The sequence below is a fragment of the Paraburkholderia sp. BR10954 genome (genome assembly GCF_040965775.1).
GTDB classification, from domain to species: Bacteria; Pseudomonadota; Gammaproteobacteria; order Burkholderiales; family Burkholderiaceae; genus Paraburkholderia; species Paraburkholderia youngii.
The window spans coordinates 377,777-392,274 of sequence record NZ_JBFRCK010000001.1; the positions used below are offsets into that span (position 1 = coordinate 377,777).

The window sequence follows — 14,498 nt, forward strand, 5'->3', positions numbered from 1 at the left end:
GTAGACCATGCGCGAAGCTGTGATCGTTTCCACTGCTCGCACGCCGCTCACCAAGGCACATCGCGGCGAATTCAACATCACGCCCGGTCCGACGCTCGCGTCGGTCGCGGTGCGCGCCGCGGTCGACCGTTCGGGCGTCGATCCGCAGATCATCGAAGACGCGATTCTCGGCTGCGGTTACCCCGAAGGCACGACCGGCCGCAACGTGGCGCGCCAGAGCGTGATTCGCGCGGGGTTGCCGCTGTCGATCGCAGGCACGACCGTCAACCGCTTCTGCGCGTCCGGCCTGCAGGCGATTGCAATGGCGGCGGGGCGCATCGTCGTCGATGGCGCGCCCGCGATGATTGCCGGCGGCGTCGAAAGCATTTCCAACATCCAGACGCGTGAAGACGGCGTGAGCGGGCTCGATCCCTGGATCGTCGAGCACAAGCCGTCTCTCTACATGGCGATGATCGATACCGCCGACATCGTCGCGCGGCGCTACGGCATCAGCCGCGACGCGCAGGACCGGTTCTCGGTCGAAAGCCAGCGTCGCACAGCGGAAGCGCAACAGGCCGGCCGCTATGCCGACGAAATCATTCCCGTCACGACGACGATGTCCGTCACCGACAAGGAAACGCGCGCCGTCAGCTACCGCGAAGTGACGGTGTCCGCCGACAACTGCAATCGCCCCGGCACGACCTACGAAGCGCTCGCGAAGCTCGCGCCCGTCAAGGGTCCGGACCAGTTCATCACGGCGGGTAACGCATCGCAGAACGCCGATGGCGCGTCCGCCTGCGTGCTGATGGAAGCGAAGGCTGCCGAGCGCGCGAACCTGGCACCGCTCGGTGCGTTTCGCGGTCTTGCGCTCGCGGGCTGCGAGCCGGATGAAATGGGTATCGGGCCGGTGCTCGCGGTGCCGAAGCTGCTCGCGCGTCATGGCCTCACGGTCGACGACATCGGTCTGTGGGAGCTGAACGAAGCATTCGCGTCGCAGGCGGTGTACTGCCAGAAGCGGCTCGAGATTCCCTCTGAACGTCTGAACGTGAACGGCGGCGCGATATCGATCGGCCATCCGTTCGGGATGACGGGCTCGCGTCTCGTCGGGCACGTCCTCATCGAGGGACGGCGGCGCGGCGTGAAGTACGCCGTCGTCACGATGTGCATGGCCGGGGGCATGGGCGCCGCCGGGCTCTTCGAAATCTATTGAGAGTAGCGCAGTCATGGATCTGAATTTCACACCCGAAGAAGAGGCATTTCGCGCGAGCGTCGTGCGCTTTCTCGACGAGAAGCTGCCCGCGCGGCTGTCCACCAAGGTTCGCAACGGTCTGCGCCTCACGCGCCGCGACATGGCTGAATGGCACGCGATCCTGAACGCTCAGGGCTGGCTGGCGAATCATTGGCCGAAGGAATACGGCGGCCCAGGCTGGAACACCGCGCAGAAGTTCATCTTCGAAAACGAATGCGCGCTCGCCGGCGCGCCGCGCATCGTGCCGTTCGGCGTGAACATGCTCGGGCCGGTGCTGATCAAATACGGCAGCGAGGCGCAGAAGCGCTACTGGCTGCCGCGCATTCTCGATGGCTCCGACTGGTGGTGCCAGGGTTATTCCGAGCCGGGCTCGGGTTCCGATCTCGCCTCGGTGAAGACGACGGCCGTGCGAGGCTTCGATGCTGAGGGCGCGCATTACATCGTCAATGGCCAGAAGACATGGACCACGCTCGGGCAGCACGCGAACATGATCTTCTGCCTCGTGCGCACCGCCACCGACGTGCGCAAGCAGGAAGGCATCAGCTTTCTGCTCGTCGATATGAACGCGCCGGGCGTCGAAGTGCGGCCCATCATTACGCTCGACGGCGAACATGAAATCAACGAAGTGTTCTTCACCGACGTACGTGTGCCGGTCGCCAATCTCGTCGGTGAGGAAAACAAGGGCTGGACCTACGCGAAGTATCTGCTGACCTACGAGCGCACCAACATCGCGGGGCTGGGATTTTCGATGGCTGCGCTAGCGCGCCTGCGCCACGTCGCGGCGAAGCTCACGAAAAACGGCCGCCCGCTCGCTGACGATCCGCTGTTCGCTGCGCGCATCGCGCGTGTCGAGATCGATCTGGACAACATGAAGACGACCAATCTGCGCGTGATCGCCGCGGTCGCGGGCGGCGGCGTGCCGGGCGCGGAAAGCTCGATGCTCAAGATTCGCGGCACCGAAATCCGGCAGGAGATTTCCTCGCTGATGCGCCGCGCGGTGGGCCCGTACGCGCAGCCGTTCATCGATGCGCTCGTCGACGGCTACGGCGAATCGCACGTCGGCCCGGAAGAAGCCGCGAGCGCCGCGACGCAGTACTTCAACAACCGCAAGCTGTCGATCTTCGGCGGCTCCAATGAAATCCAGAAGAACATCATCTCGAAGATGATCCTCGGACTGTGAGGCGAGAAGCGATGAATTTCCAGCACACCGAAGACCGCCGCATGCTGGCGGATACGCTAAACCGCTTCGTCGCCGAACGGTACGGTTTCGCGACGCGCGACACGCTCGCGCGCAGCGACACCGGTTTCAGCCTCGAAATGTGGCAACGCTTCGCCGAATTAGGCATCGTCGGCGCGCTATTCAATGAAGCCGATGGAGGTTTCGGCGGCGAAGGCTTCGATATCGCCGTGGTGTTCGAGAGCCTTGGGCGCGGTCTCGTCGTCGAACCTTTTCTCGGGGCGCTCGTGGTCGGACATGCGCTTGTGCAAGCCGGCAATAGTGCGCAGAAGGCGCTGGTCGCGAGCCTGGTCGAAGGAAGTGCAGTTGCGGCGCTCGCGCATGACGAACCGGCATCCCATTACGAGTTGGCGAATGTGACGACGCGCGCCGTGCGCAGCTCGAACGGCTGGGTGCTCACAGGTGCGAAGGCAGTCGTGCAGCACGGCGAGCACGCCGACTTCTTCCTCGTCTCGGCGCGCACGAGCGGCGCGTCCGACGCAGAAGCCGGCATTTCTCTTTTTCTTATCGAACGTGACACGGCGGGCGTCGAGTTGCGCGGCTATCCGAAGATCGACGGCGGACGCGCCGCTGAACTGCGCCTGAAAGAAGTCTGCATTTCAGATCACGCGTTGCTCGGCGAACCCGACGCGGGCTTCGCGACGCTCGAACGCGCCACCGGCGCGGGGGTGCTCGCGTTGTGCGCGGAAGCGCTCGGCGCGATGGATGTCGCGAAGGAGCACACGCTCGAATATTTGCGCACGCGCAAGCAGTTCGGCGTTGCGATTGGCAGCTTTCAGGCGCTGCAGCATCGCATGGCCGACATGCTGCTGGAAATCGAGCAGGCGCGCTCGGCGGTCATCAACGCGGCCGCCGCGTTCGGCACGCAACGTCTCGAGCGCGAGCGCGCACTGTCGGCAGCGAAACACACGATCGGGCGCATCGGCGCACGCGTGGCCGAAGAGTGCATCCAGATGCATGGCGGGATCGGCATGACATGGGAATTGCCGCTCGCGCACTACGCCAAGCGTCTCGTGATGATCGACCATCAGTTCGGTGACGAAGATCACCATCTCGAACGCTATATCGCCTTGAACAGGAGCTGACTTCATGAACGAATCGATTCTTTCGCGTCGCGAAGGCGCGGTGCTGGTGCTGTCGCTGAACAACCCGGCCGCGCGCAATGCGCTGACGACGGAAATGTACGAGGGGCTGCCGGTGGCGCTCGAACAGGCGCAGCGTGACGCCGATATCGGCGCGATCGTGCTGACCGGCGTCGGTAGTGCCTTCTGCGCAGGGGGCGATCTGAACCGGCTTGCGCAACGTCGTGCGATGACGCCGTCCGACAGGCGCGCGGGCATCGAAGTGCTGCACCACATGATTCGCGCGATCCGCGATTGCAGCAAGCCGGTGATCGCGGCGGTGGAGGGCGCGGCGGCGGGCGCGGGCCTGTCGATCGCGCTCGCGTGCGACCTGCTGGTCGCCGCACGCGATGCGTCGTTCTCGGTGGCGTACGTGAAAGTGGGCCTTTCGCCCGATGCGGGAGCGACCGCGTTTCTGTCCGGCTGCGTGTCGCGTCAGCTATTGACGGAACTGTGCCTGACCGGAAAGCCCGTCAGCGGCGAACGCATGCATTCGCTCGGGGTCACGAATCGGCTTACCGAAAAGCAGGGCGCGCTCGCGGAGGCGATCGCTCTCGCGCAGACGCTCGCGGCCGGTCCCGAACGGGCGAGCGCGCGAATCAAGAGCCTGTGCCGTCACGCTGGCGAGAACACGCTCGACGCGCAACTCGATCTTGAAGCGCAATACATGACCGAATCGCTCGGTGACGATGAATCAGCGGAAGGCATCGCCGCGTTCTTCGGCAAGCGTCCCGCGGACTATGTCGGGTTGCGTCTCGGTACGGCCGTACAGTCGAAATAGACGCAAAGACATCACTCTTCATAGCGGATATTCCATGCCAAACCAGATTTCATCACTGCCGCTCGCCGGCGTCCGAGTTCTCGATTTGTCCCGCGTGCTCGCGGGGCCGTGGTGCGCGATGGTGCTCGGCGATCTCGGCGCCGAAGTCATCAAGGTCGAGCATCCATTGCGAGGCGACGACACGCGCGACTGGGGCATGCGCGTCGGCACGACCGAGACGACCTATTTCAACAGCGTCAACCGCAACAAGCGCTCTGTGTGTCTCGATCTGCAAAGCGCCGAAGGGCAGCGCATCGCACGCGAGCTCGCGCAGCAATGCGACGTCGTGATCCAGAACTTCAAGTACGGCGGCGCGGAGAAGCTCGGTCTGGGCTACGCGCAGCTCGCGGAAGGCCGCGACGATCTCATCTATTGCTCGATCTCCGGCTATGACCGCCAGGGCCCCGAGGCGGCGCGCCCCGGATACGACATCGTGGTGCAGGGCGAGGCGGGCCTGATGGCGATGAACGGCAACGCCGATCAGCCGCCGCTGAAGTTCGGCGTCGCCGCCGTCGATCTGTTCACCGGCATGTACTCGGCGCAGGCGGTGCTCGCCGCGCTCTTCGAGCGCCAGCGGACCGGAAACGGACGCCACATCGAGATGGCGCTGTTCGATTGCGGTCTGATGATCACGTCGTACTGCGGCCTGGATTCGCTGATGCTCAAGGACGATCCGCCGCGCTACGGCAACGCGCATCCGTCGATCGTGCCGTATGGCGTGTTCGATGCCGCCGACGGTCCGCTCGTCATCGCGGTCGGCAACAACCGGCAGTACGAGCGTTTCTGCCGCGAAGTGATCGGACGTCCCGATCTGATCGATGACGAGCGCTATCGCACGAACATCATGCGCGCGGTGAATCGCAAGACGCTGGTGCCCGAACTCACGCGCGCCATCGGCGTGCACAGGCGCGAGGTGCTGCTCGAGCGTCTCGCGGGAGCGGGCATTCCGTGCGGCGAGGTGCTCGGCCTTCACGAAGCGCTCACGTCGAAACGCGCGGCGGACGCGGGGCTCGTGACGGCGTGCCCGCATCCGGAGGCCGGCAGCACGCATGTGCTCGCGCCGCCTTATCGCTTCGACGGTGCGCGGCTGCCCGTGCGACACGGGCCGCCGCAACTCGGCGAGGCTACGCACGACGTTTTGCAATCGCTGCTCGGTTTGTCCGCCGGGCAGATCTCGCAACTGAAAGCCGAGGAGGTCACCTCATGAGTCAGCCCGCTTTTTCCAACGCCGTTACCGAATTGTTCGGCACACGCTTGCCGATCATCGCCGGTGGCCTGATGTGGCTCGCGGACGCGGACTATGTCGCCGCCGCAGCGCGTGCCGGCATCATCGGCTTCATCACGGCGGCGAGTTTTCCGGAGCCGCAAGCGTTGCGCTCGGAAATCAGGCGCTGCCGCGAGTTGTGCGAGGGCGGGCCGTTCGGCGTCAACGTGTCGATGCTGCCAAAGCTCGTTCCCGGCGAGAAGACGCGCGAAGTGTTCGAGTTGATCGTCGATGAAGGCGTGAAGTTCGTTGAAACCTCGGGGCGCAATCCCGAAGAATTCCTGCCGCTGCTGAAGGACGCTGGCGTAAAGGTGCTGCACAAGGTTCCGTCGGTACGTTTCGCGGTCAAGGCGGCTTCGGTCGGTGTCGATGCGGTCGCGATCGTCGGCGCCGAGTGTGGCGGGCATCCGGGGCTCGACATGGTCGGATCGTTCGTCAATGCGGCATGGGCCGAGAGTCACCTGGAGATTCCCTATCTGATCGGCGGCGGCATCGGGCGCGGCTCGCAGCTTGCCGCCGCGCTCGCGATGGGCGCTTCCGGCGTGGTCGTCGGCACGCGTTTCGTCGTGGCCGAGGAGATCTGGGCACACGACGACTACAAGCGGCGCCTCGTCGAAGCGGGGCCGACCGACACCGACCTGTGCATGACATCCATGCGCAACACTGTACGCACGCTGCGCAACGAGACCACGGCTGCCGTCAAGGAAATCGAGGCGCGCAACGCGAACGTGACCATTCAGGACCTCATGCCAATGGTGTCGGGCAAGATCGGTCGCGATGCTTACGTCACCGGTGACTGGAAAAAGGGGCTGCTGTCCGCGGGACAGTCGCTAGCGTTCGTCGATCGCATCGAACCGCTTGCCGAGATCGTGCAGCGTTTCGAGCGTGACATGCGGCAGGCGATGGGGCGTGTGGCGCTCAGCTGAACAATGCAAGGAGTGTGGAGTGAAGATACTTGTGCCGGTAAAAAGAGTCATCGACTTCAACGTGAAGGTCCGGGCGAAGTCGGACAACACGGGCGTCGATACCGCGAACGTGAAGATGTCGATGAACCCCTTCGATGAGATCGCCGTTGAAGAGGCGGTGCGATTGAAGGAAGCGGGTGTGGCGACCGAAGTCATCGCTTTGTCGTGCGGCCCAACGCAGTGCCAGGAGACGTTGCGCACGGCGCTAGCCATGGGCGCGGATCGAGCGGTGCTGGTGGAGACACCGGACGAACTGCAACCTCTGGCGGTGGCCAAACTTCTCAAGGCGATCGTGGACCAGGAGAAGCCCGGGCTCGTCATTCTCGGCAAGCAGGCCATCGACGATGACGCCAATCAAACAGGCCAGATGCTTGCTGCACTGGCAGGTCTGCCGCAGGCGACGTTCGCGTCGAAAGTCGTGATAGCCGACGGCAAGGCGACAGTCTCGCGTGAAGTCGACGGCGGTGCCGAGACGCTTGCGTTGCAACTGCCTGCAGTGATCACGACCGATCTGCGTCTGAACGAGCCGCGCTACGTGTCGCTGCCCAACATCATGAAGGCGAAGAAGAAGCCGCTCGCCACGCTGACGCCGTCCGAGCTGGGTGTCGACGTCGCGCCACGTCTGAAGACCTTGAAAGTCTCCGAGCCGCCGAAGCGCTCAGCCGGTATCACGGTGCCGGACGTGAAGACGCTGGTCGGCAAGCTCAGAAGCGAAGCCAAAGTACTGTAAAGGGAGACGCGAAAAATGACGATTCTGGTGATTGCAGAGCACGACGCCCCGAAGGAAGCCCCCTTGGGGGGCAACGCGTCGCTCAAGTCAGCCACGCTGAACACGGTTGCCGCTGCCACGAAGATCGGCGGCGACATCCATGTTCTGGTCGCGGGTTCGCACGTGCAGGGCGCGGCGGACGCAGCGGCGAAGATCGCGGGCGTGTCGAAGGTATTGGTGGCAGATGCGCCTCAGCTCGCCGATGGCCTCGCGGAAAACGTCGAAGCAACGGTGCTGAGGCTTGTGCAAGATGCGGCGAAGCACTACACGCACATACTCGCGCCGGCCACTGCCTACGGCAAGAATGTCGCGCCGCGTATCGCCGCGAGGCTCGACGTCGCACAGATCAGCGATATCACCGCCGTCGCCAGCGCCGATACGTTCGAGCGCCCGATCTACGCGGGCAACGCCATCGCGACGGTTCAATCTCAAGATCCGATCAAGGTCATCACTGTGCGCGCGACGGGCTTCGACGCAGTGGCAGCCGAGGGCGGTAGCGCAACGGTCGAGAAGATCGAAGCAGCAGCCGATGCAGGCATCTCGCAGTTCGTGAGCCGCGAAGTGACGAAGCTCGATCGTCCGGAGCTGACGAGCGCGAACATCATCGTGTCGGGCGGCCGGGGGCTCGGCAACGGCGAGAACTACACGCGGACGCTCGAGCCGCTCGCCGACAAGCTCGGCGCGGCGCTGGGCGCATCGCGCGCGGCCGTCGATGCGGGTTACGTGCCGAACGACTTTCAGGTTGGGCAGACGGGCAAGATCGTCGCGCCGCAACTGTATGTCGCGGTCGGCATTTCTGGCGCGATCCAGCACCTGGCGGGCATGAAGGACTCGAAAGTCATCGTCGCGATCAACAAGGACCCGGAGGCGCCGATCTTCAGCGTCGCCGATTACGGCCTCGTCGGCGATCTGTTCGCAGTCGTTCCGGAGTTGACGAAAGAGCTGGGCTGAGCAGCCAACGTCAAACGACGTCATTCAAAGACATGAAGGAGACAATCCCATGCAGCAAGTTCACATCGATCGAACGACGGCGAACCCCGCGTATCGTCGGCTCGTCGCGCAGCGGCGGCGCTTCAGCTTCACGCTGACGGCGTTGATGATCGTCACGTACTACGGCTTCATCCTGTTCGTCGCGCTCGCGCCCCATCTGCTCGCGCGTCCGCTCTATGCGGGCGCCACGACGAGCGTTGGGATCGTCGCGGGCGTCGGCATCATCGTGATTGCGGTCGCGATGACCGGCTGCTACGTGCTGCGCGCAAACCGCAGGTTCGATCCTTCCATGAACGCGCTGCTCGCCGACTTCCGGCAAGGAGACTGAGCGATGAAAACCGTTCGCGTCATCCTAGCCGGGAGCCTTGCATCGCTGTCCGCGCTCGCTCGCGCGTCTTCCATCGAAGTTTCGGCGCGGGACCATGTCGACCTGAACCCCGTCGCGATCGCCACCTTTCTGCTGTTCGTGCTCGTCACGCTCGGCATCACGCGCTGGGCAGCGCGCAGAACGCGCACCACGAAGGACTTCTATAGCGCTGGCGGCGGCCTCAGCGGCTTCCAGAACGGACTTGCGATTGCGGGCGACTACATGTCCGCGGCCTCGTTCCTCGGTCTCTCCGGCATGGTCTTCATGTTCGGCTTCGACGGCCTGATCTATTCGATTGGCTTTCTCGTCGGCTGGCCATTCGTGATGTTCCTGCTCGCCGAGCCCTTGCGAAACCTCGGTAAGTTCACGTTCGTCGACGTGGTCGCCTATCGTTTCGAGCAAGCGCCGATTCGTCTGCTGACCGCCAGCACGTCGCTCGTCGTCGTGATCTTCTATCTCGTCGTGCAGATGGTCGGCGCGGGAAAGCTCATCCAGTTGCTGTTCGGCTTGCCGTACTGGATGGCCGAAGTGATCGTCGGCGCGCTGATGGTCATCTACGTGTTCTTCGGCGGCATGACGGCGACGACGTGGGTGCAGATCATCAAGGCCGTACTGCTGTTGTGCGGCGCGACGTTCATGGCCATCACCGCGCTCGCGCAATTCGGCTTCAGTCCCGATCAGATGTTCCGGCGCGCCGTCGACGTTCATCCCGCGGCGCTCAGCATCATGGCGCCCGGCAAACTGCTCAAGGACCCGTTCAATGCGCTTTCCCTCGGCATCGCGCTGATGTTCGGCACCGCCGGTTTCCCGCATATCCTGATGCGCTTCTTCACCGTTCCGGACGCGAAAGAGGCGCGCAAGTCCGTATTCGTCGCGACCGGGTTCATCGGGTACTTCTATCTGCTGACATTCGTGATCGGCTTCTCGGCGATTGCCTTGCTCGCCCAACATCCGGAGTTCTTCAAGACCGCTGTCGATGGCCATTTCGATCTCACGCGCGATCTGCTCGGCGGCTCGAACATGGTCGCGGTGAATCTGGCCCGTGCATTGGGCGGCAATCTGTTCTACGGCTTCATTGCCGCCGTGACGTTCGCGACGATTCTCGCGGTCGTCGCCGGGCTCACGCTTTCAGGTGCGACTACGGTTTCGCACGATCTCTACGCGTGCTGGCTCGCGCGCGGCAACGGCGATGAAGCGCGCGAAATGCGCATATCCCGAGCAGCGACGTTGATGCTGAGCGTCGTCGCGATCTTCTTCGGCATTCTCTTCGAGCATGTGAACGTAGCGTTTCTCGTCGGCCTGGTTGCGGCGGTCGCGGCCAGCGCGAATTTTCCGATGCTGGTCTCGTCGATTTTCTGGCGCGGCATGACGACTCGCGGCGCTGTCGTGGGGGGCGGCCTCGGACTTGTGTCGGCGGTATTGCTGACGCTGTTCTCCAGGTCGGTATGGGTCGACGTGCTGCATCAGGCGCATGCGCTCGTATCGCTCGACAACCCTGCGTTGATTTCGGTGCCGCTGGCGTTCGCGGGCATCTGGACCTTCTCGATGCTGGATCGCGGCGTCGGCGCCCAGCGGGAGCGCGAAGCCTTTGCCACGCAGGAGTTTTATGGCCAAACGGGTCTCTTACCCATCAAGCCGGTCGATCATTGACCGCGAATCGGTGCTCGTGAATCGACAGAACACGACGACGTTCTCATCGGCGGCGGAGCCGGCGGCCTCGCCCCGAAATGCAACCACAGGCACTCCACTTGCCTCCGAAGGAGGCATGCCCGTGCAGCACTTCATTCAAAGGAATTGCGATGAATACCCGCGAAGTTGTCATTGCCCACGCCGTTCGTACACCGATTGGCGCATTCGGCGGATCGTTGAAGGACGTCCCCGCGACCGCGCTCGGCGCGCTGGCCGTGAGGGAAACGTTGCGGCGCGCCGCGCTCGATCCGAAAGCGCTGTCATCCGTCGTGATGGGCAATGTCGTCCAGGCCGGCAACAGGATGAATCCGGCGCGGCAGGCCGCCATCGGCGGGGGCGTGCCCGTATCGGTGCCGGCGCTTACCGTCAACCGCGTCTGCGGCTCGGGCGCGCAGGCGATCGTCTCGGCGGCTCAGGAAATCGCGCTTGGCTACGGTGACGTGGCGGTCGCAGGCGGCATGGAAAGCATGGAGCGCGCGCCCTATCTACTGGACACCGCCCGGTGGGGTACTCGCATGGGTAATGCTCAGGTGCACGACAGCATGCTGCGCGACGGTCTCGTGGATGCGTTCTCGGGTGAGCACTCGGGCTGGCACACGGAAGATCTCGTGACGAAGACCGACCTGACGCGGCGCGCCCAGGATGAGTGGGCGGCGCGTTCACAGCAGCGTTTCGCGGCTGCTCAGGAACGCGGCGCATTCGATGCCGAACTCGTCGTCGTGGAAATAGAAGGGCGCAAGGGCAGCGTTCAGTTCACGCGCGACGAGCAGCCGCGTCCGGAGACGACCGTGGAAACGCTGGCGAAGCTGCGTCCCGCGTTCCGTCCCGACGGCACGATTACCGCGGGCAATGCTCCCGGCCTGAACAGCGGTGCGGCGGCGATGCTCGTGGCCGAGCGTGGTTATGCCGACGTGACGGGCATCGAAGCGAGTGCGCGTCTCGCCGCTTTTGGTATTGCCGCAGTCGAGCCCGGTCTGTTCGGCCTCGGTCCCGTGCCGGCGGTGCATATCGCATTGGAACGAGCGGGCTGGAAGCTCAGCGACGTCGAACGCGTCGAGATCAACGAGGCATTCGCTGCTGTGCCGCTCGCGGTTGCCAAGCAGCTTGGACTCCCGCAGGACATCGTCAATGTCGAAGGCGGCGCGATTGCGCACGGTCATCCGATCGGCGCAACCGGCGCGGTGCTGACCACGCGCCTCGTCCATTCGATGCGCCGCGATGGCTTGAAGCGCGGCATCGTCACGCTGTGCATCGGTGGCGGTCAGGGTATCGCGCTCGCGCTGGAGATGCTGTAACTGCGGGCTGAGGTTGCGCGGAAGCGGCGAGTCAAATATCTCGTGCGACACGGGCAATCCACGTTGCCGCTACGCGCGCCTGAGCAATCCGGCGATCTGCTGGGGCGACCACGACGGTTGCAGGTTGTCTGCCGCGATGCGTGCCAACATCCGGTGTTCGACCTGCTACAGACTTTGAAGCCACGAACCGCTTCGGTCCCGGGAAATAGGCGTCGGAGTCGCCGTCGGCTGCGAGCCGGGGTCGCAATCATTCGACGGTTAGGCCGGCCTACCGCGTCGGGGACGAGCGCGTGCCGTGCTTCGAAATCTCCATGCACGACTTCGGATCGAAACCTCCAAAAACGCGCGTGCCATGCTCGACCAGGCCGGCACGCGCACGCACTAGCGCATTGATGTCCGCCGAGTACCTGGCCATGAAGGCTGGCGTGGGACAATCGGCGTCGTCTACCACTCGTCTGGAGAGCGAACGCCATGGATTCGTCATACATTAATCTGACAGCCCCCGTCGTCGCCAGCCAGTCAACACTGTGGTTCTCTGCATACGGCTTCGGCTGGGGATACCGCGCCTTCGAACTCAGGCCAGAGGTTGTTTGCGAATACCTCGGAGCGGCTGACGACAGCCAGAAGCAGTTGCTGCTCGCGTTTCAGTTGGCAAGGCCAAGGCTTGCGGGAGTGGCGGAACGCAAAATGCCTCCATCTAACGGAGAGCGTACCGAGATTACTGGCCAGGATCTTTGAAGTGCGCCGCAGCAGTGCACATATCCGGCGGGTTGGTCTAAGCGACGGCCGTTCGCCCTTTTAGCTGACCGGACACACAGAAGTCGCATGCGCTCACGTCAACGCCGTTGACCGACGCCGTCGCGAGGGCGCTCCGATCGCGCACCCCCCAGCCTTGCGATTCGCTTGAGCGCATGCAGGCCTCTGACGAACACTCGCGATTCAGCCGTCACGTTCGCGTTTGTGGCGTACCATCAACTGCAGAACGCATGAAGGTTGCACGCGCGGGGCCGACCGGTTCGACGAAACCGGGCGGCGCGCGGCAGATCTGCCGCTTCTCAGCGGCGAGGAGCGCTTCATGGCCACTGGCATCGAACTTCACGATCAACGACGGCAACTGCTGCCATTTCGCCAGTCGATATTGGCGATGCTCGGAGTCGCGTCGGTTTCGATGCTGATCGCGCTCGACCAGACCATCGTTGGCACCGCGATGCCGCGCATCGTCGCCGAGCTCAAGGGTTTCGAACTCTATGCGTGGGTCGCGACGGCCTACATGCTTACGTCGGTCATCACAATTCCGATCTTCGGGCGCCTGGGCGATCTGTTCGGTCGCAAGCCCTTCATGCTGTCTGCCATCCTTGTCTTCACCGTCGCATCGGTGCTCTGCGGGATCGCGACCAACATGCTGTTTCTCGTGCTCGCCCGCGGTCTTCAGGGCATCGGTGGCGGCATCATGTTGGGGACGGTGTTCGCGACCGTCGCCGACCTGTTCCCCGATCCGAGGCTGCGCCTGCGTTGGCTGGTGTTCGTGACCTCGGCGTTTGGCCTTGCGAACATGGTCGGGCCAATGCTCGGGGGCATGCTGACCCAGCACGGAAGCTGGCGGCTCGTGTTTTTCGTCAACGTACCGGTCGGTGTGGTAGCGCTCTTCCTGGTGCGTGCTTTCCTTCCGCACTTGCGCCATGTCCGCGACGGTGCGCGGCTGCGCCTCAACTGGCTCGGCGCATTCGTCGTCGCCGTGACGTTCGGCGCGCTGCAACTGGCGATCGAGCTCGTGCCGAGGCAAGGATGGACTGCGTCTACGATCATACTGGCCGTGATCGTGCTGGCTTGTTCGCTGACGCTTTTTTTCTGGGAAAAGCGCATGGGCTATCCGATCATCCCCGTGGACATGCTGCTCGACCGCAAGCTCGGTGCGCTTTTTGCAATGTCAATGCTCGGCGGGTTCGCGCTGTTCTCTCTCGTTTTCTACGTGCCGCTGCTATTTCAGGGCGGCTATGCGATGTCTCCGCGTGCCTCGGGCATGCTGATCACTCCGCTCCTGCTCGGCACGACGGTCGGCAGCTTCATCAATAACCGCGTGGTCACGCGCATCCGGCGCGCCAACGCGATCCTCTACGTCGGCTTCGCGTTGTCCGCTTTTGCGAGCCTCGCGGTGGTCGTGCTGCGAGGCCACGAGCCGTACCTCGTGTGGATGGCGTGCATGGGCGCGAGCGGCCTGGGGTTGGGCCTCGTGGGCACGAGCCTCACGGTCTGCTCGCAGCAGATCGTCTCGCGAGACCATCTCGGCGCCGCCACGGCATTGCTGCAGTCGCTACGCACATTCGGCGGCATGCTTGGCACGGTGATGACAGGCGCGCTGCTTGGGCACCTTTATACGATGGGCGTGAATCGCTCGCTGGATTCGTACCAGGCGGCGCAGTGGTTCAAGTCGTTTGCAAGTCCCGAACTGCTCGTGGACCGCGCCGAGCAGGCCGCGCTGATCAATCGCCTCGTTAGCGCCGGCCATGCGGGCGATGCGATGATGAACTCGGCGCGCAGCGCGCTCGTGGATTCGATCCACACTGGCCTCATCGTGGCCGCTGTGGCTGCGATGGTCGGCCTGTGTCTCGCGTGGTTCGTGCCGCCGGTGCGGGTCGGCTATCTCGAGGCGCAGCCACAAAATGGATGACGATGGATTACCGTGGTGTCGGCTGCTACCTGCGAGGTCGTACGATGGTTAGCGACATTCCGCGGTGGCTCGGGCGCACTCGTCG

The 14,498-nt window shown here is 63.9% G+C and carries 13 protein-coding genes; all 13 read left to right on the forward strand.

Annotation, left to right across the window (positions count from 1 at the left end):
- Positions 1-7: 7 nt before the first annotated feature.
- A complete protein-coding gene (locus AB4Y34_RS01715; protein ID WP_368715048.1) occupies positions 8-1,189 on the forward strand; it encodes an acetyl-CoA C-acyltransferase in 1,182 nt (393 codons plus the stop codon).
- A 13-nt stretch (positions 1,190-1,202) separates the two neighbouring features.
- Positions 1,203-2,408 carry an acyl-CoA dehydrogenase family protein gene (locus AB4Y34_RS01720; RefSeq protein WP_176385495.1) on the forward strand — a complete coding sequence of 402 codons (1,206 nt, stop codon included), beginning with the start codon at positions 1,203-1,205 and terminating at the stop codon, positions 2,406-2,408.
- An 11-nt stretch (positions 2,409-2,419) separates the two neighbouring features.
- Positions 2,420-3,550 carry an acyl-CoA dehydrogenase family protein gene (locus AB4Y34_RS01725; RefSeq protein ID WP_368715049.1) on the forward strand — a complete coding sequence of 377 codons (1,131 nt, stop codon included), beginning with the start codon at positions 2,420-2,422 and terminating at the stop codon, positions 3,548-3,550.
- A 4-nt stretch (positions 3,551-3,554) separates the two neighbouring features.
- Positions 3,555-4,367, forward strand: a complete 813-nt coding sequence (locus tag AB4Y34_RS01730; protein WP_368715050.1) for an oxepin-CoA hydrolase, alternative type — start codon at positions 3,555-3,557, stop codon at positions 4,365-4,367.
- A 34-nt stretch (positions 4,368-4,401) separates the two neighbouring features.
- Entirely contained in the window at positions 4,402-5,613 is a 1,212-nt protein-coding gene (locus AB4Y34_RS01735; protein WP_368715051.1) for a CaiB/BaiF CoA transferase family protein, read from the forward strand.
- Entirely contained in the window at positions 5,610-6,596 is a 987-nt protein-coding gene (locus AB4Y34_RS01740) for an NAD(P)H-dependent flavin oxidoreductase (RefSeq protein WP_368715052.1), read from the forward strand. Before AB4Y34_RS01735 ends, AB4Y34_RS01740 begins: the two co-directional genes overlap by 4 nt.
- A 19-nt stretch (positions 6,597-6,615) precedes the next feature.
- Entirely contained in the window at positions 6,616-7,365 is a 750-nt protein-coding gene (locus AB4Y34_RS01745) for an electron transfer flavoprotein subunit beta/FixA family protein (RefSeq protein ID WP_368715053.1), read from the forward strand.
- A gap of 15 nt (positions 7,366-7,380) precedes the next feature.
- Positions 7,381-8,355 carry an electron transfer flavoprotein subunit alpha/FixB family protein gene (locus AB4Y34_RS01750; RefSeq protein WP_368715054.1) on the forward strand — a complete coding sequence of 325 codons (975 nt, stop codon included), beginning with the start codon at positions 7,381-7,383 and terminating at the stop codon, positions 8,353-8,355.
- Positions 8,356-8,404: 49 nt separating this feature from the next.
- Complete coding sequence (locus tag AB4Y34_RS01755) at positions 8,405-8,722, forward strand: DUF485 domain-containing protein (RefSeq protein WP_368715055.1); 318 nt, start codon at positions 8,405-8,407, stop codon at positions 8,720-8,722.
- A gap of 3 nt (positions 8,723-8,725) precedes the next feature.
- A complete protein-coding gene (locus tag AB4Y34_RS01760; protein WP_368715056.1) occupies positions 8,726-10,411 on the forward strand; it encodes a cation acetate symporter in 1,686 nt (561 codons plus the stop codon).
- 149 nt (positions 10,412-10,560) lie between these two features.
- The gene (locus tag AB4Y34_RS01765) at positions 10,561-11,745 is read left to right on the forward strand and encodes an acetyl-CoA C-acyltransferase (protein WP_368715057.1); all 1,185 of its coding nucleotides are present in this window, start codon (positions 10,561-10,563) and stop codon (positions 11,743-11,745) included.
- A 471-nt stretch (positions 11,746-12,216) separates the two neighbouring features.
- Positions 12,217-12,483 carry a hypothetical protein gene (locus AB4Y34_RS01770; RefSeq protein WP_368590130.1) on the forward strand — a complete coding sequence of 89 codons (267 nt, stop codon included), beginning with the start codon at positions 12,217-12,219 and terminating at the stop codon, positions 12,481-12,483.
- Between the two features lie 337 nt (positions 12,484-12,820).
- A complete protein-coding gene (locus AB4Y34_RS01775; RefSeq protein ID WP_368715058.1) occupies positions 12,821-14,413 on the forward strand; it encodes an MDR family MFS transporter in 1,593 nt (530 codons plus the stop codon).
- Positions 14,414-14,498 lie beyond the last annotated feature (85 nt).